The following is a 24006-nucleotide window of genomic DNA, read 5'->3' as shown; positions in this document are numbered from 1 at the left end:
TATGCCGAGTGCAAGGAAACGGTCGGATCCATAAACGGCAGCGGCACACTATCATGGCCCCAGGACAAGACCGACCGGCTGGCTCTGCGCGTTGCCCTGCTTCGGGCGTTGAGCAACGGTGAACTGGACATCTACAATTTTTGCAGAGACTTCCTCTACACGGACAACAATTACGACATTCATGTCTCCGACGTGTCGCGGCAGATTTTTCTGCCGCGACACGCGAGCTGCTGCGCTACATCGAGGAGCATTTCGATAATGTCGTGCCGGCATCAGATCGCGCCGTCACGATCAACCACAACAGCAAGGAGTATACTGACGCCGACGCAGCGATGGAGAAGTTGGAGAAGGCAATCCGCGAGGCCAACGACTTCGACGATCCGCTGGAGAAAGAACAGCGCGAGGCCGAAGTTTCAGCCGCCCGGTCCCTGTTGAAGGCCACGCGGGTTCACGTCGATGTACTGGTGGCGCTCCTGAACCCCGTCATTACGCAGTATGGGACGAAGCTGAAGGACAGCCTGATCGGAATGGCTATGCAGGGGACGATCGGCGCGCTCGGGTACCTGTTGGGGAAGATATTTTAGCTGTCAGCGATGTGGCGTAGTGACCGAAAAGCTGCGAGAATGTCAGCTTGGTCTCGATACAGATATTGTAGAGAGGATCGAGTGTCGGCATCTGGATTCCTCCCGGCGCCACTACGGGCTGGTTATTTTCGTTGGCTAGGAGCGCCGTGCAACGAGGCGAACTAACAGATGTCGCTCGCCGCATTTTTGGAGTGTAGGGCTTCGCCTTATAGTGCCCGACTTCTAGAGCTTAGCGACCGGACGCGAGAGCTATAGCCCGCTTCGCCCCGACCAGCACCTGATATTCTGGACACTGCGCGAAATGCGCAAGCGGCCATACAGCCAAGTGGCCGAGCCTTCGGCTCAAATGGACTGCCCGATCGTTACCCGTGTAGACGGCAACATGGGCGCCCCAGGCACTCTGATTCCGGTTGAAGAGCAGAAGATCGAGTGGCTGATATTGATCGACCTCGATCGTGTATTCTGTTCCACGCTTGACCGCAAGTTGGGAACGTAACGGCCGAAATGCCGCAGCAATTCGTAGGCGAAGTTTTGGCAGTTTGCCCCGCTTTCGATTCCCAACAGCGTTGGCGAGTCTGCGTCGTGGTTCGGGTCATAGCGTATCTGCCAGAACCATTCGGGAATTTCAGGAACTAGATCTACAACTGACATCGACTTGAGGCATCTGCACAATGAAATAAACTAACTCCCGCAATGTAACAGAAAAGATCCTCCTCTCCACAATGTTGTGAGGTCAGCCGAGTGACTTGATAGCGCTAACTTGAGGAGATCAGTTGCGGCAAGCGTTTGAACCTCGTACACGCAAAGGTTGATTGCGTGGGAAATAAAGTGGTAAATGTATCTGCTCGGCTCACAGCGAGGTCGCATGACAGAACCTGTACCGCCCATGCTAGCGAAGCCCTCAGGCGATGAGCTTGCACGCGCAAAGACGCTGGCCGAAACGATGGCGGCAGTGCTTATGGACGAAGACGTTACGGACGCGGCAGTTGCCATTGCACTTCTGACATGCAGCGTCGTCAATTACTATGCTCGCGATCGTGCCGACGCCGCCGAACTATTGAGCAAAATCCGCCGAGTCGAAGATTGGCTCTTGGCGAAGGCGGGGCAGGCCGCTAAGCCGACACTGCAATAATGCTCCTCCCGTCCTACCGCTGCGTCGGTCGAAGGAAACATTCGGCCGCGGTCAACGTGGACTCAGGAGCTAACGTCTACAGATCACAAAAGAAATTTACACGTAGCGGAACGGAAGGATCGATTTCCGTTCAATCTGGCCGCACCTCGAAAGGCAACCTGTTTTCGAAATTTGACGAATTTAAAAGAGCATGGGTTGCACGCGAGGCAGACGAACGTCTCTGCCGGATGATTACGGGCTTCTTTTCGAGATCGCGACCTTCGTACTCAGGGCTTCGATCAGGATCTCCTGGCCCTTGATCTACATCCGAAGTCTTGTGATTTGGCGGCGCCACGCGGACAGTTTCTTTTCAATATCCTTAGAAAGCAATTTCGTCTCATAGCGCGGCGGCCTCTCAAAGCCGGCATCCCAGGACCTACGATTAGGCAATTGCCGCAAGAGTGCCGCCCAAGCTAACGCCAAACCAACCTTGCTCTTCCGGCATCTCATTCAGCCAGATCAACGCCTCCCGCGCCTCAAGACGAAGAAGCCTCTCCTCGTTAAAGGCAGAACGGGATAACCCCTTGGTGAGATATAGAAGAAATCCGTGGTGATCGCGAAACAGCGCCTCCCGGGCTTCGAAAGGCAAAAGGGACTCCGTATCCAGCGCAGGTATACTGCGCGAGCAAATCAATTCCATTGAATCAATCCGCGGCAGAGCTAGGCGACCTGTCGGAATGCAACGCGCGTTCACCACGAGTCCGGCTCATTACGAATTCGACTCCGACTTCGGAGCCGTCCAGCCGGACCAACTCGCATCTGCGGTAGACCAACCCCGTCGTCGAAAGCAGCAAGAAGAACTGCCGCGCCTTGAGGACTTCAGGCGATCCATCTATCCGAAGCCGTGCTCCCGTTTGGGAAACATCAAGGAGAACGCAATTGCGGCGCCATGTGCCGTCGGCGCCTACCAAAGTTGCGCGATATCGATGATCGAGCTGAACGCGTTTGGCTTTTCGCTGATCCCAACCCATAGACTTAAAGCGACCTCGGCCGCCCCCCTGAAAAAATCTTCTGAAAACTTAACCGGTGCCGTAGAACCAAAACGGCTCCCTCGACGGCTTAATCTTAAAAAACGATGACGCGAATCGAACCAGTCAGCCTATTACCAAGCGCAAGTTAACAACCCTTACCAGCACGTAACTATCGGCGAGCCGACGCACAATGCGTTGTACGAATATCGGGATAGTGCGAAGGGTATTTCGTTTCGGCTATTACTTCCATTCGGAAAGATTTGAGCACGACCAAAGGCGTTACGCACAAAAAACGCACATTTCGAGAAATTGCGAAGAGAAACTGCGTCTCGACATTAGTAACGCTAATTCGCCAGCTCCGGAGTGCAAGGGCTTCGAACTCGCCAGCGTAACAACACCCGGGGCGACTTTTCTAGTCGATCCTGCCAGCGCCGATATGCCACCCCGATGAGCCGGTGCTGACGGTCTAAGGCATCGAGCGAATTACGACATGTTGGCGTCTGCAGGGTGCGTTGGCGGATGATGCCGCTGGCAAGGGGTCACGCAGCTCGGTGTACTCATCGATTCGGAACGCGAGCTTGATCGCGCGCGGTGTATAAAAGTGATGTTGGTATTACCCGGGCTTAGAACGGCTTCTGCTTCTTACCCGTCTTCGCCTACATCGCTTCATAACTTTCGATTCGGCTTTCGTATCGGCCACAAACGATCCGATAGTCACAAGCAGAGCAAGCGCCAACCTATGCAGATTCAGGAAGCACCGCCCGCTGTGATAGCGCTATCGGCGATCGACCTTGAACTTTCGTTTGTGGATGGCTCCAACGCCGAACAACAATGATCGCGCTTCTGGTTTCGGAAGCACGACCCCATTGAGAAAAGCCTATTTGAACATATGAGAGCTCGTGCTAAGCGAGCGCCGTTTCAAGCAGGCCGCGAGAACGCTGGATGCGGTTGCGATTGAAGCAGGTCTGAGAGCGAAAATCATCGTTTGTGATCGTCCCTCCTCGGCGGTCCTGGGTCGCCGCGTCGGCTGACAGCGAACTCTCGTTGCTCGGGACACAAGGCTTCAGGCATGTGAGCTCCGCGGCTTCTGCTAGGGCTGCTCCGGCATGGAAGTTGCAGCGCTTGAGAGCGTCACAGCGCGATCAGCCGATGCAGGTGCCTTCGCGACTTGGCATCGTTCAAGAGACGTTTTCTACCCGCAAGGATCTTTCGTGGTGAAGCTCACCTCCAAAGCATGGCCTCCAACTATGCGGTACGATCGGATCGACGCCCGCATCCTGGAGATCCTGCAGAAGAACAACCGCCTTACGACGGAAACCATCGGCGAACTCGCCGGCCTTTCTTCTACGGCGTGTCAGCGCCGTCTGAAACGGCTGCGTTCGGAGGGCATCATCGAAGCCGATATCTCGATCGTTTCGCCAAAAGCGGTCGGCAGATCCATCCAGGCGCTTTTGCTCGTGAGCCTGGAGCGAGAGAGCTCGGAGATCATTGACGGGTTCAAAAAGGCCATCAAGACTTCGGCTCAGGTTGTGAATGGGTTCTATGTGACCGGAGAGGCTGACTTCGTCCTCTACGTTACCGCGCGCACAATGGACGATTATGAACAGTTCACCCGCCGTTTCTTACAGAAAAACCTCCATATCAAAGGATTCAAAACCATGGTCGTCATGGACCGGGTGAAGGCGGGCTTTGCCATTCCAGTGGAGCCTCCCTTCGCCGACTGACGACACGCTCATGAAAGATGTCTCGTCCCCCCAAGGTGGCAGATGGTGGTCGGGCCTAGGCGAAGGGCCGAAGGGCTCCGACTGATGCGCCAGCTCGATCTGTCGTTTCAAGCTCCTGCTGTTGTGCAGCGGCAACAGGCTAATATGATTGCTTTCCCTTACCGAAATGCGTCGGTGACTGAACTGTCGACCTCCAACGACCACGCCGCCCATAGTGCGCTCATCGAGCCCGGCCCTACGCGGGCAATCCCTCTTCAATGCCGGTGCTGCCGATCCTGATTTCGCCATTGCATGATTTGATCAGGACGCGACGACAATTCGCGAATCGCCTCAGGCGGGTAAAGAAACAATCCAACCTGCTTCCTGCCTTGGCCGAAAAAAGCCCGGCCGCTGGTTGGTATGCGACCGTCCTTTGACCAGCGACGAAGCTCGGCGCTGGAGACCGCGAGAATCTCTTCGACCATCTTGGCGGCGAGCGGCTCGTTCTTCAGCCGCTCCAGTTTTTGCTCGACGACAATGCATAAATTCAGGATTGCACACTCAGTCGCCTCCGGGCATTCGATAACGATGCCCGATTTGACTTGCGTCACGAGGCATTTGAATTCGTCGCGAAACGTCGCTTTGACCAGCCTAATTGCCTGATTTGCCTTGTGCGTGCTGCCCGCAGTCAAATGCTCAGAAGGAAAGAAGCCGACGAGATGCGCGGCAACGTCAGATGTGTCCAGATAGCGGATATGGGCGGATTCCTCGCGCATGCGTCATTGGAATTTGGACGCTGCATATGGCGAAAAGAGCGACTGTTTCTCGCCGATCATCAGGGAACGCCCGACCGGGGGAAAAGCGCGTTGTGGACAATCGATACGTTCGCATACCTTACATCCCATGCCAATGGGGACCGCTGACGCAGAGTCGTGAACGTCCAATCCTCTTGAATAGACAAGCTCTCCCGCGTGCCTGACGTCGCATCCGAGGGCCACGGCAAAGGTCTTGCTGAGGGATTCGTAACCACCGCTCCTGTGGGAGACCGTCCGCGCAATCCAGAGATACGCTCGCTCGTCGGGCATCCGGGCGAACTGGGTCACGATGCGACCGGGCGATGCAAACGCCTCGTAGACGTTCCACAACGGACAAGTGCCGCCAATCCGCGAAAAGTGAAAATCTGTCGCCGACTGACGTTTCGAAATGTTTCCCGCGCGGTCCACGCGGATGAAGAAGAACGGCACACCGCGCGCGGACGGCCGCTGCAGCGTGCTCAGGCGATGGCAGATCGTCTCGAAGCCGACTCCAAAGACTTCACCGAGCATGTCGATGTCGTAGCGCTGCAGCTTCGCTTCGGCCAGGAATCGCCCGTAGGGCATGATTAGCGCGCCCGCGAAATAGTTGGCAAGCCCGATGCGTGCGAGCCCGCGCGTCTCCTGATTGGTAAATCCCGCAGCATCGACGAGCGCACCCAGTTCGCGATCCAGGCCGAGCATAGCAATTTGGGTCGCGAGCTGGAAGGCGCGCTGCCCGGGTTCGAGCCTGCGCGAAAGATGCAGCGTCCTGTTCTGCGGATCGTAACGGCGATGGACATCGTCAGCCGCGTCACCGATCAGGACCGTGACGTCGAATTTGGCCCGGAGGTGGTCGCTCAGAATGGCGGGAGTGATCGCGTCCGACGGCGCCAAGTCCTGCGCCAGACGTTCGGCAGCTTCATCGAGCTCGGCGATGTAGTTGTGGTGCGCATAGAAAAAATCGCGCACCTCTTCGTAGGCCGTCGACCGCAGGATTGCCGTCTCAGCCTGCCGATCCTCGCCGAGCCGCGCCGCGAGCGCCGCACTTTGCTCGATCGCCTGCCGATAGCGGCGACTGATGCTGACCACGGCCCTCCCCAGCGCCGGCATGTTGAGCGCGAGCTCCCGCAGCTCAGCGGACGATATCGTCTCGCCGATCTCGGGATCGGACAGCGCCTCCCGCAAATCGGCGACGAGCCGGGCTTCGTCATCCTCCGAGAACAACTGAACGTCGACGCCGAAGGCGGCGTTGAGCTTGAGCAGCACAGCGATGGTGAGGGGCCGCTGATTGTTTTCGAGCTGATTGAGATAGCTCAGGGAAATTCCAATGGCCGAAGCGAGCGCCTGCTGTGTCAATCTGCGCTGCTCGCGCAGACGCTTCACGCGCACGCCCATGAATGCCTTCTTCATCCGGCGCCCCCTGTCGACTTTGCAAACTTTGCAAATTCACGACCTCGGCTTCGCAAAGCTTCACCTTTTCAGTGCTATACGCGGGTTTTGGCTTTGCAGATATTGCGAACAGCAGACCGAGTTGCAAGGGTCCTTGAACAAGGGTCATCGGATATCGCGCCATGCAGGCCGCTCTCGAACCAGCCGCCGGACCCGAACGAGCCGACACGCTTCGTCGAGGTCGTCTTCCCCGAATAAGCCAACCATTGTGGCACCTTGTTCGGCGGCAACGCCCTGAGCCTGATGGGCAAGGCAGCATTTGTCGCGGCCAACCGCCGAGCCCGTTGTGCGGTGGTGATGGCGACCTCCGACAAGGGCAATTGCACGAGCCCGTCCGCGTCGGCGAACTCGTCGAACTAACCGCGCAGGTCGAACGCGTCGGCCGTTCGTCGATGACGGTCGCGGTCGAGATCGTCGCAGAAACGCTCGCCGCCGGCTCTCGTCGGATCGCCATGCAGGGCTCGTTCGAGATGGCCGCGGTCGACGCGGCCGGAAAGCCGACGCCGATCCATTCGCTCTCTTCCAACAACGCCTTGAGGATTCCCGATCGTGAAATCGCACAACGTCCGCACCTACAAGTCCTCCGAGCATCTGGCACGGGCGGACCAGCTCGCCTGGAAGATCGCCGAGGTCGCCTCTGATCCGGTCGCGGTCGAGCCGGCCGTGATCGAGATGATCGGCAACCGCATCATCGACAACGCCGCCGTTGCCGCGGCTTCCATTGCGCGTCGGCCGGTGGCGAGCGCACGCGCCCAGGCCGTCACGCACCCTTTCAAGCCCGGTGCAACAGTGTTCGGCTTGCCGCAAGTCCAGCGCATCTCGCCGGAATGGGCCGCCTGGGCCAACGGCGTTGCGGTTCGCGAACTCGACTTCCACGACACGTTCCTCGCCGCCGACTATTCGCACCCAGGCGACAACATTCCACCGATCCTGGCAGTGGCCCAGAACTGCGGCCTCGACGGCGCCGCGCTGATCCGGGGCCTTGCGACCGGCTATGAGATCCAGGTCAATCTGGTGAAGGGCATCTGCCTGCACGAGCACAAGATCGACCACATCGCCCATCTCGGCCCGTCGGCCGCCGCCGGCATCGGCACCGCGCTGGGCCTGCCAATCGAGACGATCTATCAGGCCGTACAGCAGGCACTGCATGTCACCACCACTACGCGCCAGTCGCGCAAGGGCGAAATCTCGAGCTGGAAAGCCTACGCACCGGCCTTTGCCGGCAAGATGGCGATCGAGGCGGTCGACCGCGTCATGCGCGGCGAAGGCGCGCCCTCGCCCGCCTGGGAGGGCGAAGATGGATTTATCGCGTGGCTGCTGTCAGGTCCGAAAGCACAATACGTCGTCCCCTTGCCAGAGAAGGGCGAGCCGAAGCGGGCCATTCTCGATACCTACACCAAGGAACATTCGGCGGAGTATCAGAGCCAGACCCTGATCGATCTGGCGCGCCGGATGGGCCCGAAGATCGGTGATCCCACCAAGATCGAAAGCATCGTGATCCACACCAGCCATCACACTCATTACGTGATCGGCACCGGCGCCAACGATCCGCAGAAGATGGACCCGAAGACCAGCCGCGAGACGCTCGACCATTCCATCTTGTACATCTTCGCGGTCGCGCTCGAAGACGGCGGCTGGCATCACCAGAAGTCCTACGCCCCGGAGCGAGCGGCGCGTCCCGAGACCGTCGCACTGTGGCACAAGATCTCGACGGTTGAAGATCCCGCCTGGACACAGCGCTATCACAGCCACGATCCCAAGCAGAAGGCGTTCGGCGGCCGCGTCGTCGTCACGCTCAAGGGCGGCTCCATCGTCAGCGACGAGCTTGCTGTGGCGGATGCGCACCCGCTCGGCGCGCGCCCGTTCGCGCGGCCGCAATATGTCGCAAAATTCCGCAGCCTCGCCGACGGCGTCATCGCACCGGCCGAGCAGGATCGCTTGCTCGGCCTGGTCGAGGGCCTGCCCGAGCTGAAGGCCAGCGATCTCATCGGGCTCACCTTCACCGTCGAATCATCGCAGCTCGGCGCTAAGGGATCGACCGGCATCTTCGATTGGTCGGGCCGCTAAGGCTAACTCAGCGCTTTCGTAAATCAAGGGATTGGCATCATGACGAACGAAGTGTCTTCAAAGCCGGCGCCCAAGAAGTCGGTTGCGCTGTCCGGCATCGTTGCCGGCAACACCGCGCTCTGCACCGTCGGCCGCACCGGCAACGATCTGCACTATCGCGGCTATGACATCCTCGATGTCGCAGAGACCTGCGAATTCGAGGAGATCGCCCATCTGCTCGTGCACGGCAGCCTGCCGACGCCGGCTGAGCTTGCCGCCTACAAGGCCAAGCTGAAGGGCCTGCGCGGCTTGCCGAACGTCGTGAAGGCTGCCCTGGAGGCCCTCCCCGCCGCGGCGCATCCGATGGACGTCATGCGCAGCGGCGTTTCAACGCTCGGCTGCGTGCTGCCGGAAGCACACGACCACAACCATCCTGGCGCCCGCGACATCGCCGATCGCCTGATGGCTTCGCTCGGCTCGATGCTGCTGTACTGGCATCATTTTTCCCAGAACGGCCGACGCATCAACGTCGAGACCGACGACGACACTATCGGCGGACACTTCCTTCATCTCCTCCACAGCCGTAAGCAGTCGGACTCGCATGTCCGCGCCATGCACACCTCGCTCAACCTCTACGCCGAGCACGAGTTCAACGCCTCGACCTTCACGGCTCGCTCGATCGCCGGCACGGGCGCCGACATGTACTCGGCGATCACAGGCGCGATCGGCGCGTTGCGCGGGCCGAAGCACGGCGGCGCCAACGAAGTCGCCTTCGAGGTGCAGAAGCGTTATGGTGACGTCGATGAGGCCGACGCCGACATCCGCCGCCGGATCGCCGCCAAGGAAGTCGTGATCGGGTTTGGCCACCCCGTCTATACGATCGCCGACCCCCGCAACAAGGTGATCAAGGAAGTCGCGCGCCGCCTGTCGCGCGAGGCCGGCTCGATGAAGATGTTCGAGATCGCCGACCGGATCGAAGCCGTGATGGCGGAGACTAAAAAAATGTTCGCCAATCTCGACTGGTTCAGCGCGGTGTCCTATCACATGATGGACGTGCCGACCGCGATGTTCACGCCGCTGTTCGTGATCGCCCGCACGTCGGGATGGGCTGCCCACATCATCGAGCAGCGTATCGACAACAAGATCATCCGTCCGTCAGCCAATTACGTCGGTCCGGAGAATCTGACTTTCGTGCCGCTCGAACAGCGCAGCGGATTGCGCTCGTCGGTCCGCGCCGCCTGAGGAACTGCCAGATGCCCTATCTCGTTGCCGCCGATCTGCCGCAAGAGCCTGCCGGGCTCCGCTTCCGCGCGTTCCTGAAGCAGCCGGGCATTCTGAAGCTTCCTGGCGCGCATAACGGCATGGCGGCGCTCCAGGCCAAAGCGGCCGGCTTCGAGGCGCTGTATCTCTCGGGTGCCGCGATGACAGCATCGATGGGCCTGCCCGATCTCGGGATCATCACCGTTGATGAAGTTGCCTTCTTCATCCGCCAGATCGTCCGCGCGTCGGGCCTGCCCCTTCTCGTCGATGCGGACACCGGCTACGGCGAGGCACTCAACGTCATGCATGCCACGCGCGTGTTCGAGGATGCCGGCGCAGCTGCGCTTCATCTCGAAGACCAGAGCTTGCCGAAGAAATGCGGTCATTTGAACGACAAGAAAATTGCCGATGCACATGATATGGCAGCCAAAGTGGCAGCCGCGTCAAAAGCTCGTCGCAATCTCGTGATCATCGCCAGGACCGATGCGGCCTCAAGCGAAGGCCTCGATGGCGCCGTTGCCCGTGCCAAACTCTATATGGAGGCGGGTGCCGACGCGATCTTCCCCGAAGCGCTTAACACTGCCGAGATGTTCCGCGCCTTTGCCGAGCGTATGCCTGGCGTACCCCTGCTCGCCAATATGACCGAATTCGGAAAGACCCCGTTCTTCACAGCCGCCGAGTTCGAGGCGATGGGCTACGCGATGGTGATCTGGCCGGTGTCTTCGTTGCGCGTGGCGAACAAAGCGCAGGCAGAACTTTATGCTGCGATTTCGCGCGATGGTGGCACGCATAAGCTCGTCGACCGCATGCAGACGCGTGCGGAGCTCTACGCCACGATTGGACTGCACGACTACGAGGCACTGGATTCATCGATCGTAAGAACGGTCGTTCCGGCCGGTATGCCACAGCGCAAGTGAACGGCGAGAGGTTGACGGCACCCCATCGATGCAGATAATCGAAAACGTCGAGGTTCTCCGGGTCCCGCTTGATCTGGAGCTAAGAGGGAAGCCGGTGCGCTCCCGGTCCGTTCGGACTGAAGCAATGCCGGCGCTGCCCCCGCAACTGTAAGCGGCGAGCTCGCATCCAATCGTGTCACTGAAGCGAAAGCTTCGGGAAGGCCCGGGTGCAGGCGACGACCCGCGAGCCAGGAGACCTGCCCCGACAACATAATCGTCCACGGGCGGGGTGTCCCGGTGGTACGCCAAGCAGCTGCCGCATCCGCGGCTGCCTGCCAGCGTCCGCCATGGCCTTTTGCCCCCACCAAAATGGGGTTAAAGCTATGACTTCTCTTTCACTACCAGTCGCAACGCTCGGCACGCCCCGTATTGGGCCACGCCGCGAACTCAAGCTCGCACTCGAAGGTTTGTGGGCCGGCAAGATCAGCGAGCAGCAACTTCTCGAAACCGCAGCCGGGCTCCGTGCTGCCAACTGGGCACGCCAGAAATCGCTCGGCGCAACCATCATCCCGTCGAACGATTTCTCGCTTTACGACCAGGTGCTCGATACCAGCGTCATGGTTGGCGCCATCCCCGATGCCTACGGCTGGAAGGGCGGCCTGGTCTCGCTCAAGACCTATTTCGCGATGGCACGCGGATCACAGGGCGACGCACACGACGCGAGTTGCGGTCACGCCCATCATGGACATGGTGCAACAGCGCAGGAAATGACCAAGTGGTTCGACACCAACTACCACTACATGGTTCCGGAATTTCACAAGGGCCAGACCTTCAAGCTCTCCTCGCGCAAGGTGATCCAGGAGTACGATGAAGCCAAGGCGCTCGGCTATCAGACCCGTCCGGTGCTGGTCGGTCCCGTCACCTTCCTGAAGCTCGGCAAAAGCCATGACGCGGCGGTCGATCCGATCTCGCTGCTCGATGGCCTGCTGCCCGTCTATGTCGACGTTCTCCAGGAGCTCGCCAAGCGCGGCGCTGAATGGGTCCAGATCGACGAGCCTTGCCTGGTGCTCGATCTCAATGAGATCGAGCGGAACGCACTCCAGCGCGCCTATGCGCGCTTCGCCAAGGACGTGCCCAACGTCAAGATCATGCTCGCCACCTATTTCGGCGCGATCGGCGACAACCTTGCAACCGCTCTGGCGCTCCCGGTAGCCGGGCTGCACGTCGACCTGATCCGCGCGCCGCAGCAGCTGAGCCAGGTCGAATCCGGCGCCCGCGCCGACCTCGTGATCTCGCTCGGTGTCATCGACGGCCGTAACGTCTGGCGCTCCAGCCTGTCGGCGCTGATCGACCGCTACAAGCCGATCATTGCCAGGCTCGGCGCCGGCCGCGTGCAGATCGCGCCGTCCTGTTCGCTGCTGCATACGCCGATCGATCTCGAGCTTGAGACCGGCCTCGATCCCGACGTCAAGAGCTGGCTTGCCTTCTCGGTGCAGAAGATCGCCGAGCTGTCCACGCTAGCGAGGGCCCTCGCAGGCGATGACAGCGTCGCCGATGCCCTCGCCGCTTCGGACAAGGCCGCGAAAGCCCGCCAGATCTCACCCAAGATCCACGACGCGGCGGTCGCCAAACGCATGGCGGCGATCGACGACGCCATGCGCCGTCGTACCAGCGCTTTTGCGAGCCGCGTGGAGATCCAACGCAAGCGCTTTGGCCTTCCGGCCTTCCCGACGACGACGATCGGCTCGTTCCCGCAGACCGCGGACGTGCGCAATGCCCGCGCCGCGCATGCCAAGGGCAAGCTGACCGACGCGCAGTACGAGCAGTTCCTCAAGGAGGAAACCGCCCGCACGGTGCGCTGGCAGGAGGAGATCGGGCTCGACGTGCTCGTCCATGGCGAGTTCGAACGCAACGACATGGTGCAGTATTTTGGCGAGCAGCTCTCCGGCTTCGTCTTCACCCAGTATGGCTGGGTGCAGTCCTACGGCTCCCGCTACGTCCGCCCGCCGATCCTGTTCGGCGATGTCTCGCGGCCAAAACCAATGACGGTCGACTGGTGGCGCTATTCGCAGTCGCTGACGAAGAAGCCGATGAAGGCGATGCTCACCGGGCCGGTGACGATCCTGAACTGGTCATTCGTGCGCGACGATCTTCCGCGGAGCGACACCTGCCGCCAGATCGCGCTCGCGATCCGCGACGAGGTCACCGACCTCGAAAAGGCCGGCGCAACCATGATCCAGATCGACGAAGCCGCGCTTCGCGAGGGCCTGCCGCTGCGTCACTCCGAATGGAAGACCTATCTCGACTGGGCCGTGGAGAGTTTCCGCATCTGCTCGACCGGCGTTGCCGATGCCACGCAGATCCACACCCACATGTGCTATTCGGAGTTCAACGCCATCATCGACGCGATTGCGGCCATGGACGCCGACGTCATCTCGATCGAGACGTCGCGGTCGAAGATGGAACTACTGGATGCTTTCACCAGCTTCAAATATCCGAACGACATCGGCCCGGGCGTCTACGATATCCACTCGCCGCGCGTCCCCGAGACCAGCGAGATGCGGGATCTCATCACGCTGGCCCGGAAGCGACTGTCGGACTCGCAGCTCTGGATCAATCCCGATTGCGGCCTGAAGACCCGCAAATGGGAAGAAGTTCGACCTGCACTCGTCAACATGGTCGCCGCCGCACGCGAATTGCGCAAGGCGTCTTGATGCCGACGTAGCCTTACCTCCCGTTCCTGCACGGAGACTGCCGATGCGCTTCTGGATCAAATGCACCCGTTTTGGCGGCGGCAAGCCCTATCACGTCAATTTCTCGTTAATCGGCGGGATGTGGCGCGATGGCGACAAGACGATGCTGGAGTTCGTCGGCAGTGGGGAGCAGCGGATCGAGGTTCGGGAGACTCCCGAAGAGATCCTCGCCATCCACCTCGGTACATCGGAGGTGTCCGCTTCGTGAATCCGGTAACGAACCCTGCCGGCATCGGCGCAAGTCCGGTGTCTGCCGACCTTCGGAAGATCGGCTCGCACCCGATCACTGGTACCCCCTGGCGTGGTCGCATGAGGTGAATCGCGGATCTGCCTTTGCTTCCTCGTTTGCGGGCGAGCCCATCGTCATTGTTCGCGCCGACAATGGCGATCTGTTTGCGCTGGAAGATCGCTGCGCCCACCGGTGGGTTCCGCTGTCGAAGGGCGTTGTCAGGAATGGCCACCTGCACTGCTGCTATCACGGCAGGAGCTACGACTCCTCGGGTCGCTGCGGGTCGCTGCGTCGACGTTCCCTATCTCGGCAAGGGCTTCCCAACGGCGTGCGCGCCTATCCGTGCTGCGAGCTGGATGGCGTCGTGCTGGTATGGCCGGGCCACCTGCCGCCAAGCCGCTGCCCACGACGCTTAGCGCCGCCGCGGATCGCGCCTACAAGACGCGACGGTTCGGACGGGTCGTCAATTGCCATTACACTTTCATGCACGAGAACCTGATGGACATGAACCATCCTGCACCGACGAACCACCGGAAAGGTCGGCCCTCGCTATCTCGGAGCGATCCGGTCAGGGTCTCGCGACGCAGCAAGTTTAATCCCGCCCCGCCTCCATGATCGCGCGCGCCAGCCGGGCCGGATCGGAGAAGCACAATTCGTGGCTGCCCGGCACCTGAACCAGTCGGAATAGCCCGAGCTTCTCCGACAACCGCGGATGCCAGGGATAGCCGTGCGGCAGCGCGGTATCCTCGGTGCAGTTGATGTAGGACTTCGCCAGCTGCATCTCGGCCGGGTTGGTCTTCAGCACGATCTTGTCGCTGAACGTCTTGAGGGGATGCGGATTGAGGATGTCGTAGGCACGCTGCGCCAGCTCCAGGTCAGCATCGTTGATGAACGCCTCGCGCCAGATCGGGAATGGCAGCACCACCGAGCCGTCGCCGCGCTCGGCGGCGATCGCCTCGAACAGGCCGAGATAGTGTGGCGGCACCAGGTCGTTGAGCGACTCGCCGTTGTTGGGGACGAAGGCATTCCAATAGATCAGCCGGCGGATCCGCTCCGGCACGAGGTCAGCGACCCCCGTGATGACCATGCCGCCATAGGAGTGGCCGAGCAGGATCACATCCTTCAGATTGTTCTCGACGAGATAATCGGCGATGGACTGGATCGCCTCCTTGAGTCCCGTGGTCTTGGCATCGCCCACCCGGTTGCCCTTGATCGTGGGCGTATGAACGGTGTGACCGGCGGCACGAATGGGGGCGGCGACGGGCTCGAGCTCGGCTCCGGTGTGCCAGGCACCGTGGACGAGGACGTAGGTCGACATATTGTAGCTCCTGCGCAAGGACGAGTTAGATCGGCGCGGCAGTCAGCGGATTCGGAAAAAGGTATTTGTCGCAAAAATATCAGGTATCCGCTTCTCGTTTACTTCGATCGTATGACGACTCATCTGTTCTCCCACAAAACTTTTGCCGTCGCGGGTCTCCCCTGGTCCGGAGCAATCAAAGGGACAAAAACGAAATCGCTACCGACCGAATGACGGCAAGCGCGCCCCGCAGAAGCCGCCAGCCTGCTACGGGAATCTGGTCAAGTCAAGGATACGCTGACCATGCGTACACGAGCGAAGACGCAACGGGCGCAAAAAATGCGTTTCGCAAAGATAAATAATGAGACGATACGCCGGAAAGGTACTTTGTATGTGCCATTCAATTTTCTTGGTACGGTGGATGACCCGATGGAGTTTGTTTACACGAGTCTGCCAAGCGCCATTTGATCTCGCCCTGTCGCTCTTTTCGACCACCGAGCGGCAACAGTAGCACGTCTCAGATACTACGATCTTTGCCGTATCCAGGTTCCGTTCATTATGTTCGCCTAGACTGCTCTAACGGTTTCCAGACTTTCGCTGTCGATCCGACCTTTCTGGGAATTCGCATATACGCCTGTGGTTCGCTTGAACCACGCAGGTATCATGACGTCTGCCACTTCCTCCATTTCCAAAAGAGCGATTCTGAAGGACATTAGGATGGGAGGCGTTGCTCAGCCGGAGGGAAGGCCGTGGCTGTGCAATTGCCGAGTTCAGTCGCCTCTCCAAACCCTTGGCGGGCGGCAACGTCATCCGGAACAGCGTTGGGGTCGCATCCATGTGGCGCGTGTCAATCGCGGATCAGACGCGATGTCACTCCAAAATGCCGCCAACCGTAGTTTCTTCGATCAGCCCAGCGCTTTGCGCTCGCCAACTCAGTTGCGGATTCCGCTAGCCGATGCCCTCGAGCATAGATGGCCAACCATGTTCCCGCAGTCGCGCTGCACGTCTGTCATGATAATCTTTGCAGCTTTCAGGAACCATCTTCCGTCCCGACAGCTCGTTCTGTTCTCCGGTGAACGCTAGGCCGCGATTGGGGATTTCAATGGCGGTTCTGCCCTCCTCGAATTCAGCGTTAACTCGACATCTCATCGAGACGCCGCAAACTGCATTGCGCGGCCTTCCGGAACTACAGCATTGGAAATGTACGTTGTTGGCGGCCAGTCGGGTTCGGCAAAATCAAAACCGATTTCAATCGTTTCCCCGTTGCTTTGGACCACGCGCGCCAACGCATCCATCACGGCAGCGGTTGCCAAGTGAGAGTCTAAATTGCTGTAGGTTCTTCTGCCGTCGATCCAGTCCTGAAACAATGCCGATTCAGCCGCATAAGAGAAGGAATTTCCATATGGATGCGTTATGCGCTCTTCGGTTAGGAAATCTTGGGTTCCAGCAACGAGCGCATTCGATCGTGATGTCACTATCCCAATGTTCTTCCCTCGCAAGTCTGATTGGCTTTTCCTTGAGGAGATAGGAATTTTCACAACATGTCCGTTGATGGAAAAGAGTGTCCCTAAACAGACGCCAACATCTGTGCAGTGTAGTCGACCGTTGACGTTGTATGGCACCTCCGGGAACGTTCCCCATGACCGCATCCCCGGCGTCGTCTGTTCAAGAGCAATAGTTCCTAGACATAATGTTACCTGGGTGCGGCGAAAACAGAGTGCCAACGATGCGACGACATCGGTCTCTCCATAGTGGATTCCTGGATCAAAGCTCGCCATATGCTCACGGTAGTTATCCAGCTTATTCATTATGCCAAGAGGCAGCCGTTTCGCCTGATCTCTCGGAAACGCTGAGAAGCCACTGATGCGCAAACACAGTTCATCGTCCGCATACATCCGACGGCTCATTTGCAAGAGGCGGGTTACAAGATCAACATAGTGATAGGCGCCGTGCATCAGCATGCCGTAGCCATACTTGTACGGGTGGTCTTCCCTGAGTGCGTATTCATAGGGAAGATTCCACACGCCGGATGCTGTTTTGAAGTTGATCGAAGTGATCGGAACGTTCAGCCTTTCCATCATCACCGCGAGTTGGGAACGAATCCGCTTTTCGTATATCTCGTGGTGACGATCCAGTACGATCAGACTGTGCTGGCCCTTACCGCCTTTTGCCCAGGCGAGTAGATTCTTTGTGCGCTGATAGATCGAGCCGCCGTCGAATACACCGTCGCGCATCGGCACCAATAAAGGCTTGGTCGTTAGCGTATCGTATCCCACTGACATGCAATGCCGCAAATAGCTCTCATGCGCCTGAGGTTCTGTTGCGATGACAACCTTCAGAGTTTCGATACCTTCATTGGCACGATCCTTAAGGAACGGAGCGACATGGCTTAAGGTCGCATCGGGACCGCCATGCAAATCCGGATCGGGGACGAACATCGTATGCATTGGCTGCGCCGGCAACCCAGCCAGTCTACGCAGGACGGCATCACGTTGCGATTGAAGGTCAATGACTGAATATCCGGCGATAGCTCCGGATTGCATGGCGGCTCGAATGCATCGCGAGTACTTGTAGCCAGAAACGGGACCAAATCCCACAATTACAAGGTGATTTGACATTGAATAGGGTCTGCCGAACCGACGAAAGGATGATCCGCTCACATCATTTACGAACGCATCACAACAAACGAGAAGAACTGCTGGTAGCGTCATTGTCCAGCTGCCAGGAATAGCAGCTTGTGTGCGCCTCTTGGCTCGGTCCAGGATGGGTACCGAACGTCACATCTCGGATTTGAGCTGGAATGCCGATGATGATGGGCACACACACATCCATCCCCTCACGACCTGAACTGGCGCCGCCTTGCCCAAGGCACGGCGTCACGATAGCCGTCGCCTGTTACAATGCTGGCTCCTACTTGGCAGAATGCGTCGCATCCGTTCTTCGTCAGCCAATCCGAATACCGCATGAATTGATTATCGTAAACGATGGCAGTAACGATCCAACAACACTGCGAATACTCGCTAGCTTCAACACCAACAAAGCTATCCGTCTCATACATCACGATCGAAATAAGGGACTGCCCGCGGCTCGAAACTCCGGTCTATTTGCCGCCCGGTATGCTTATGCAACCTTCGTCGATGCGGATGACTGCCTGAACGAAAACGAAACTGCTCTGAAGAAGGGAGCGTACCTGGACCGCGCCGTGAACGCATTGAGCTCCGACCCCAGGCTCGCCTTCACACATTGCGCAACTCTCATGATTGGCGATTGCAGGGGGTTTACCAGCTCCGCCTATCCCCTCACTGAGGAGCTAGTGGCAGCTAAGCATCACGTGCCGGCGTCAATCGTTTATCGAACGGAGGACGCCGTCGCACTCGGTGGCTATAATCCCAAAATTGTCAAATGGACTGATTGGAGCTTCGGCGCCTCGCTGCTTTCTCATCGAATAACAAAGGGATTGGATAACAAAATCGCCTACTTCTCGACTCCGTATTATCTGTACCGCGCCTATGTGGATCCACAGAGGGTTTCCCAACGGAGCGTATCGGAACTGGAGATGATTCGAGCGACCATCGAGAACTTCCGACCGCTATTCGACAAATACTACCCAAACCTGGACGACAATGAGAGGGTTCGGCGCATCTTCGCCGCGAAGCCGACCTTACTTGAATGCGTCGCGCACATGGCGAAATCAGACTTGGCTCGAGCGAGGCAATTCATCCGTGAACGCGAGCTCGATCGTCTGACTGGCGACCGCAGTATCGCACTTGCCCCATAGCCGCTTGCGGCACTGACGCTGTGGTTTCAGCACCGCACTTTGCCTTGCCGAACGGCCATCATGCCGCTCTATTCGGTCCTGGCGAAACTCCCGATACCGCTGAGCGGCGCCCAACGACCGACGGCTGATATGCTCCGTTTGCCGTCCCTGTCGGCAGCTCCTTGATCAGCGCCTCGCGGTTCATAGTTAGATCTGCTATGTACAAGTGGGTCGGAATGAGAGATGACGCTCGCACGTTAACGATGGACTATCAACGTTCATGAAGCCTTCGGGTGCCAGACTTGGCCTCCTAACATATTTATTTATCTCCTTCATACTTGTCGGAGCCGGCATTGTCATTCCGGCCTGGGTCGCGTTCCATTATGGTGGCACCGGGTTTGTTGGACTGGTCCTTATCTTCACCAACGGCTCAACATTCGCATTAGCGCCCATCGCTGGCCATATCGTGGACAAGCACGACAAGCGAGCTGTCGCAACCGCCGGACAAGCGCTGCGTGCCATTGGATTCATGGGTTTCTCCCTACCCGAGTTGCTTCCCCATGGAGTCGCTTCGTCCGCCATCTTGATCGCTTCGGGCGCCATCGGAGGCTTCGGGTTCTCGCTACAGATGGGCGCCATCAGTGCGCTAACGCAAATGACCGTTGCCGCACATGACAGAGCGCGAGTGTCATTTCAGATATCGCTCGCAAAGCAGACTGGGATTGCAGCCGGCACCGGCCTTGCAGGGTTATCGATTGATAAATTCGGCTCGTCTACAACCGCCATGTTGCTGGCGGTGCTGGCGTTAGTCGCTGTTTCCTGCTTAAGCTTTATGCGCCTTTCAGCGTTGCGCTCTTCTACGACTGGAAACACGATTGGATTTTTCGGAGCCTCTTGGCGGGCGCTGAGGTATCTTCGCCAAGACGCAGGTGCGCTCAATGCGACGATCGCCGTTGGCTTGGCATTCTCAATTATCCAGACGACCAATCTTTTGCTGCCCGGGTTCGTGGTACATGAACTCAAAGGCAGCACCAGTCTTTTTGGGACCTTGGAGATGATCGCAGCAGCAGCGGGATTCGCGGCCGTTGCCGGCTCAGCACATCACTCTTTGGCTGATAAACTAAGCGTAGCCGTTATCCCCTTGCTGGTTACAGCCGGACTGTCCCTCATCCTGTTCTCGTTTACAAATCAGAGAATGATAGCAGTTGCCGTTTACGCTTTGGCTGGGGTTCTCTGGAGTCTTTCTCGCGCGGCAGCAGATGCCGCGTTACTGACTTTCGTAGAGACAGCGTTCATTGGTCGAGTGCAGGCCCTGACGACATTGATTACGGCCGTCGTCGGTCTTGTCGTCTATAGTGTGCCAACGATATTCGCGGCCTTTAGTGAAGCGCAGCTGTACGCCCTTTTCGGCAGCGTAATCGCGGCTGTCGCTACTGGCCTATACCTTTTCAGACCGTCACATCGTCCAAGCTCTTTATCGGAAGAGGAAGTCCGAGAAGAGGGCGAGCCCGAAGGTCCAAAACAAGTCCGAAAATTTCCGGTGCGTTGATCATGGACCCCGTGCCGGGCCAACGGCCCAGTCGCGCGAGAACTCACAATCTGATGAAGCCCAAGCTGATCAGATACGGCTTGTGTATCAAGTGAACATGCGCTAGTCGGAAAACATGAGTATTCACACGCCAATCCGCGGAATCGTAGGCCGTCCTCTGTTGAGGACGTGATCCGCCGCTGAACGTCGGCGCCATCCGATCCTCACTTTGTGGATGGATCGGCATTCTCCATCCGCGTTAACGATGGAGAAAATCATGCTTGAAAAAGTTTTCGATCCAAAGAGCGCTGAGCCACGGCTGTACGCCGCTTGGGAAGCTTCGGGCGCCTTCGCGCCGACCAATGAACCGGGAGCAGCGCCGTTCTCGATCATCATGCCGCCACCGAACGTTACCGGTTCTCTGCATATTGGCCATGCGCTGAATAGCACTTTGCAAGACGTATTGATCCGCTTCGAGCGTATGCGTGGCAAAGCAGCGCTCTGGCTACCGGGCACAGACCACGCCGGCATCGCCACGCAAATGGTGGTCGAACGCCAGCTCGCACAGGAGGGGAACATCAACCGCCGCGAGATGGGCCGAGAGGACTTCCTCGCTGAGGTCTGGAAATGGAAAGCCGCCTCCGGCGGCAAGATCGTTGAGCAATTGCGCAGGTTAGGCGCTTCCTGCGACTGGAGCCGGGAGCGCTTCAGCCTCGACGAGGGCCTCTCGCGCGCGGTGCGCAAAGTGTTCGTCACCCTCCATAAGGAAGGCCTGATTTACCGCGACAAACGCCTGGTGAATTGGGACCCTCAGTTCCAAACCGCAATCTCGGACCTGGAGGTCGAGCAGCGTGAGATGGAGGGCCACATCTGGCATCTCGCCTATCCACTGGCGGATGGCTCCGGCGAGATCGTTGTAAGCACAACGCGTCCCGAAACTATGCTAGGTGACGCAGCCGTCGCTGTTCACCCGGATGATGAGCGTCACAAGCATCTCGTGGGAAAAGAGGTCATTCTACCGATCGTCGGCAAGCTGATTCCGATCGTGGCCGACGAACATGCGGATTCCGAGAAGGGCTCCGGAGCGGTGAAGATCACACCTGCCCACGATTTCGACGATTTTCAGGTGGCCAAGCGCCATAGCCTGCCGATGATCAATATCCTAGACGAGTATGCGCGCGTTAACGAAAACGCTCCACAGGCCTACCGCGGGCTAGATCGCTTTACCGCACGCGCGAAAGTGATCGAGGAGTGTGACGCCCTCGGTCTGCTGCGAGGCACCGAGAAAATCCGCCATGCGGTCCCCCATGGAGATCGCTCGGGCGTGGTGGTCGAGCCTTTTTTGACTGACCAATGGTTCGTGAACACCCAGTTGCTAGCGCAGCCGGCGATCAAGGCGGTTGTTGATGGCGACACAGTGTTCGCTCCTAGGCACTGGGAAAAAACCTACTTCGAATGGATGCGGAACATACAGCCTTGGACCATCTCGCGTCAGCTCTGGTGGGGTCATCGCATTCCGGCTTGGTTCGGCCCGGACGGCACAATCTTCGTCGAGGAGTCCGAAGAGGAAGCCAGGCTTCAGGCCAGCGCGCACTATGGCCGCGATGAGCCGCTCGTTCAGGACGAGGACGTGCTCGACACCTGGTTCTCTTCGGCGCTTTGGCCATTCTCGACGCTCGGTTGGCCCGACAAGACACCCGACCTCAAACGCTTCTATCCTACTCACACTCTCATCACGGGTTTCGACATCATACCCTTCTGGGTCGCCCGGATGATGATGCAGGGCCTCCAGCTTACGGGCGAAGTGCCCTTCAAGCGGGTCTTCATCAATGCTCTCGTGCGCGATGCAAGTGGCGCGAAGATGTCGAAGTCGAAGGGAAACGTCATGGACCCCTTAGATTTAGTAGACGAGTTCGGAGCTGACGCCCTGCGCTTCACGCTGACGGCCATGTCTGGAGCTGCACGCGACATCAAACTGTCCCGGCAACGCATTGAAGGCTACCGCAATCTCGCCACCAAGCTCTGGAATGCGACGCGCTTCGCCCAATTGAACAGGTGCGGGCGGGAAACCTTTTCGCCGGAGCTGGCAACGATGCCGCTGAACCGCTGGATTGTTGGCGAGACGGCCCGGACGACGAACGTCGTGACCGGGGCGCTGGTTGAGTGCCGCTTCGGCGAGGCTGCCGACGCCCTCTATCGCTTCATCTGGAATGTCTTCTGCGATTGGTACATTGAGCTGAGCAAGCCGGCACTGAACGGCGCAGACAATGCCGTTCGGGACGAGACGTGCACTGTTACGGCTTGGGTCTTGGACGTCGTCCTCAAGTTGCTGCACCCGATCATGCCATTCCTCACCGAGGAACTTTGGGCCGAGACAGCCCACCTTGGTGCGCCGCGCGACCACCAGGGCTTTATCATGACCGCGACCTGGCCTCAGCTCGCGGAGAGCTTGATCGACCCGGCTGCCGATGCCGAAATCCGACTGATCATTGATGCCATCTCCGAAGGCCGATCGGTGCGCCAGGAGCTGAACATCCCTCCCGCCGCGCGTCCGCTGCTCTTGGTGGTCGAGGCCTCCGAGACGCAACGCGAGGCCCTGACGGCTAATGCGCAACTCATTACCCAGCTGCTGCGCGTCGCCGACGTGCGGTTCGTCAATGCTGTGCCCCCGCGGGCGGTCTCCTATGTAATCGCCGGCGCGACGCTGGCGCTGCCGGTTGCCCAATTCATAGAGCTGACCACAGAGCGCACCCGCCTCACCAAGGAGATCACCAACCTAGGCGCGGAGGCCGGCAAGCTGGCCAAGAAGCTAAGTAACCCGGACTTTATTGCTCGCGCTCCCGAACACGTCGTCGAGGATGCCCGCAACCGTCTTGCTGCAGCCGAGGCTGGCCAGGTCAAGCTGGAAGCAGCACTCACCCGATTATTGGCCGTCCTGGACTGATCGACGCTGCGGTCGCAGGCGTCGCGGGTTCGATGTCCCTCGGCGGCCGTCCATCGGACCACCCGCCACCCCCGCCAGCAGGCAACAATTCGAGCGCTCCCGGTACGGGAGCTTCGCTAAACCGCCATGTGTCGGGAAACTAACACCGTGGGAATCGCGCGACAGCGAAGAGCGGTGGCCCAAATCCTGCTTCCTATGGCTCGCAGGCAGCGCCCCAAGTCTCGATCAGGATCGCGACTTGCGTCCAAACTTGAGCTTGCAGCGGCCCCCCGACAGGGAACGAGAAACATGGACAGGCCATTCTCAAGAGAGGCGCACATTCCGGAGGGCAGGGTCTTAGAAATAACGACCACAACAGGCTGTATTGTCGGATGTAAATACTGTCCGCAACACAAGTTCGCAGAGCGTCAGAGGACAGTTTCCGATGTGAAGTATCTGCCGCTTGAAGGATTTAAACGATGTCTGGCGCGTCTACCGACAGCGGTCGACATTCATTTTTCTGGCTATTCCGAACCATGGCTCAATCGGGATTGTACAGAGATGGTCGGTAACCCTCCGGTGCAGGCCGCGGGTTAGCTGCGTTTGGCGCGCTTGCCTGCCCATTTTTTGGCGAGGGCCTCAACT

At 58.9% G+C, this 24006-nt stretch carries 20 protein-coding genes and 1 riboswitch; of the genes, 14 read left to right on the top strand and 6 right to left on the bottom strand.

The window, feature by feature from the left end; all coding sequences use genetic code 11:
- Nucleotides 1–140: 140 nt before the first annotated feature.
- The 3 genes from SO140_RS34175 (at nt 141) to SO140_RS34165 (ending at nt 1716) form a co-directional block, all read left to right on the top strand.
- Complete coding sequence (locus tag SO140_RS34175) at nt 141–584, top strand: hypothetical protein (RefSeq protein WP_498543711.1); 444 nt, start codon at nt 141–143, stop codon at nt 582–584.
- A 301-nt stretch (nt 585–885) separates the two neighbouring features.
- A complete protein-coding gene (locus tag SO140_RS34170) occupies nt 886–1080 on the top strand; it encodes a hypothetical protein (protein WP_498543710.1) in 195 nt (64 codons plus the stop codon).
- Nucleotides 1081–1449: 369 nt separating this feature from the next.
- The gene (locus tag SO140_RS34165; protein WP_498543709.1) at nt 1450–1716 is read left to right on the top strand and encodes a hypothetical protein; all 267 of its coding nucleotides are present in this window, start codon (nt 1450–1452) and stop codon (nt 1714–1716) included.
- A gap of 421 nt (nt 1717–2137) precedes the next feature.
- Here SO140_RS34165 and SO140_RS34160 read toward each other — a convergent pair whose 3' ends face one another.
- The gene (locus SO140_RS34160) at nt 2138–2395 is read right to left on the bottom strand and encodes a hypothetical protein (protein WP_498543708.1); all 258 of its coding nucleotides are present in this window, start codon (nt 2393–2395) and stop codon (nt 2138–2140) included.
- A 4-nt stretch (nt 2396–2399) separates the two neighbouring features.
- On the bottom strand, nt 2400–2726 hold the full coding sequence (locus SO140_RS34155; protein ID WP_449378433.1) for a PilZ domain-containing protein: 327 nt from the start codon (nt 2724–2726) through the stop codon (nt 2400–2402).
- Nucleotides 2727–3973: 1247 nt separating this feature from the next.
- Here SO140_RS34155 and SO140_RS34150 point away from each other — a divergent pair.
- Entirely contained in the window at nt 3974–4450 is a 477-nt protein-coding gene (locus tag SO140_RS34150) for an Lrp/AsnC family transcriptional regulator (RefSeq protein ID WP_449378499.1), read from the top strand.
- A gap of 254 nt (nt 4451–4704) precedes the next feature.
- Here the strand turns inward: SO140_RS34150 and SO140_RS34145 are convergent, their stop codons facing one another.
- Together SO140_RS34145 and SO140_RS34140 are read right to left on the bottom strand one after the other, a co-directional pair.
- On the bottom strand, nt 4705–5205 hold the full coding sequence (locus tag SO140_RS34145; RefSeq protein WP_498543707.1) for a hypothetical protein: 501 nt from the start codon (nt 5203–5205) through the stop codon (nt 4705–4707).
- Between the two features lie 3 nt (nt 5206–5208).
- Nucleotides 5209–6618: a short-chain fatty acyl-CoA regulator family protein gene (locus SO140_RS34140; protein WP_498543727.1), complete on the bottom strand. Its 1410-nt coding sequence runs from the start codon at nt 6616–6618 to the stop codon at nt 5209–5211.
- Nucleotides 6619–6794: 176 nt separating this feature from the next.
- On the opposite strand from SO140_RS34140, the gene SO140_RS34135 reads away from it, so the two are divergent.
- The 7 genes from SO140_RS34135 (at nt 6795) to SO140_RS34105 (ending at nt 14355) form a co-directional block, all read left to right on the top strand.
- The gene (locus tag SO140_RS34135) at nt 6795–7313 is read left to right on the top strand and encodes an acyl-CoA thioesterase (RefSeq protein WP_498543706.1); all 519 of its coding nucleotides are present in this window, start codon (nt 6795–6797) and stop codon (nt 7311–7313) included.
- Entirely contained in the window at nt 7222–8739 is a 1518-nt protein-coding gene (locus SO140_RS34130) for an MmgE/PrpD family protein (protein WP_498543705.1), read from the top strand. The genes SO140_RS34135 and SO140_RS34130 overlap by 92 nt, the downstream gene beginning before the upstream one ends.
- 39 nt (nt 8740–8778) lie before the next feature.
- Nucleotides 8779–9960 (top strand): bifunctional 2-methylcitrate synthase/citrate synthase, encoded by a 1182-nt coding sequence (gene prpC, locus SO140_RS34125; protein ID WP_498543704.1) that lies wholly within the window; start codon nt 8779–8781, stop codon nt 9958–9960.
- Nucleotides 9961–9971: 11 nt separating this feature from the next.
- A complete protein-coding gene (gene prpB / locus SO140_RS34120) occupies nt 9972–10895 on the top strand; it encodes a methylisocitrate lyase (RefSeq protein ID WP_498543703.1) in 924 nt (307 codons plus the stop codon).
- A 33-nt stretch (nt 10896–10928) separates the two neighbouring features.
- A riboswitch (cobalamin riboswitch) is annotated at nt 10929–11153 on the top strand.
- A 104-nt stretch (nt 11154–11257) separates the two neighbouring features.
- Entirely contained in the window at nt 11258–13588 is a 2331-nt protein-coding gene (metE, locus tag SO140_RS34115; protein WP_498543702.1) for a 5-methyltetrahydropteroyltriglutamate--homocysteine S-methyltransferase, read from the top strand.
- Nucleotides 13589–13631: 43 nt separating this feature from the next.
- On the top strand, nt 13632–13835 hold the full coding sequence (locus tag SO140_RS34110) for a hypothetical protein (protein WP_498540568.1): 204 nt from the start codon (nt 13632–13634) through the stop codon (nt 13833–13835).
- Entirely contained in the window at nt 13750–14355 is a 606-nt protein-coding gene (locus tag SO140_RS34105) for a Rieske 2Fe-2S domain-containing protein (RefSeq protein WP_498543701.1), read from the top strand. Before SO140_RS34110 ends, SO140_RS34105 begins: the two co-directional genes overlap by 86 nt.
- Nucleotides 14356–14448: 93 nt before the next feature.
- On the opposite strand, the gene SO140_RS34100 is transcribed toward SO140_RS34105, so the two are convergent.
- Nucleotides 14449–15174 carry an alpha/beta hydrolase gene (locus tag SO140_RS34100; RefSeq protein ID WP_498543700.1) on the bottom strand — a complete coding sequence of 242 codons (726 nt, stop codon included), beginning with the start codon at nt 15172–15174 and terminating at the stop codon, nt 14449–14451.
- Between the two features lie 1124 nt (nt 15175–16298).
- On the bottom strand, nt 16299–17696 hold the full coding sequence (locus tag SO140_RS34095) for a hypothetical protein (protein ID WP_498543699.1): 1398 nt from the start codon (nt 17694–17696) through the stop codon (nt 16299–16301).
- Between the two features lie 257 nt (nt 17697–17953).
- On the opposite strand from SO140_RS34095, the gene SO140_RS34090 reads away from it, so the two are divergent.
- From SO140_RS34090 to SO140_RS34080, 3 genes are all read left to right on the top strand, one after another.
- Complete coding sequence (locus SO140_RS34090; protein WP_498541615.1) at nt 17954–18931, top strand: glycosyltransferase family 2 protein; 978 nt, start codon at nt 17954–17956, stop codon at nt 18929–18931.
- Between the two features lie 259 nt (nt 18932–19190).
- Nucleotides 19191–20459 carry an MFS transporter gene (locus tag SO140_RS34085; protein WP_498543698.1) on the top strand — a complete coding sequence of 423 codons (1269 nt, stop codon included), beginning with the start codon at nt 19191–19193 and terminating at the stop codon, nt 20457–20459.
- 256 nt (nt 20460–20715) lie between these two features.
- Nucleotides 20716–23382: a valine--tRNA ligase gene (locus SO140_RS34080; RefSeq protein ID WP_498543697.1), complete on the top strand. Its 2667-nt coding sequence runs from the start codon at nt 20716–20718 to the stop codon at nt 23380–23382.
- The last annotated feature ends 624 nt before the right edge of the window (nt 23383–24006 follow it).

This window comes from Bradyrhizobium sp. UFLA05-108 (genome assembly GCF_059803455.1).
This window is presented reverse-complemented; position numbering and strand designations above follow the sequence as displayed.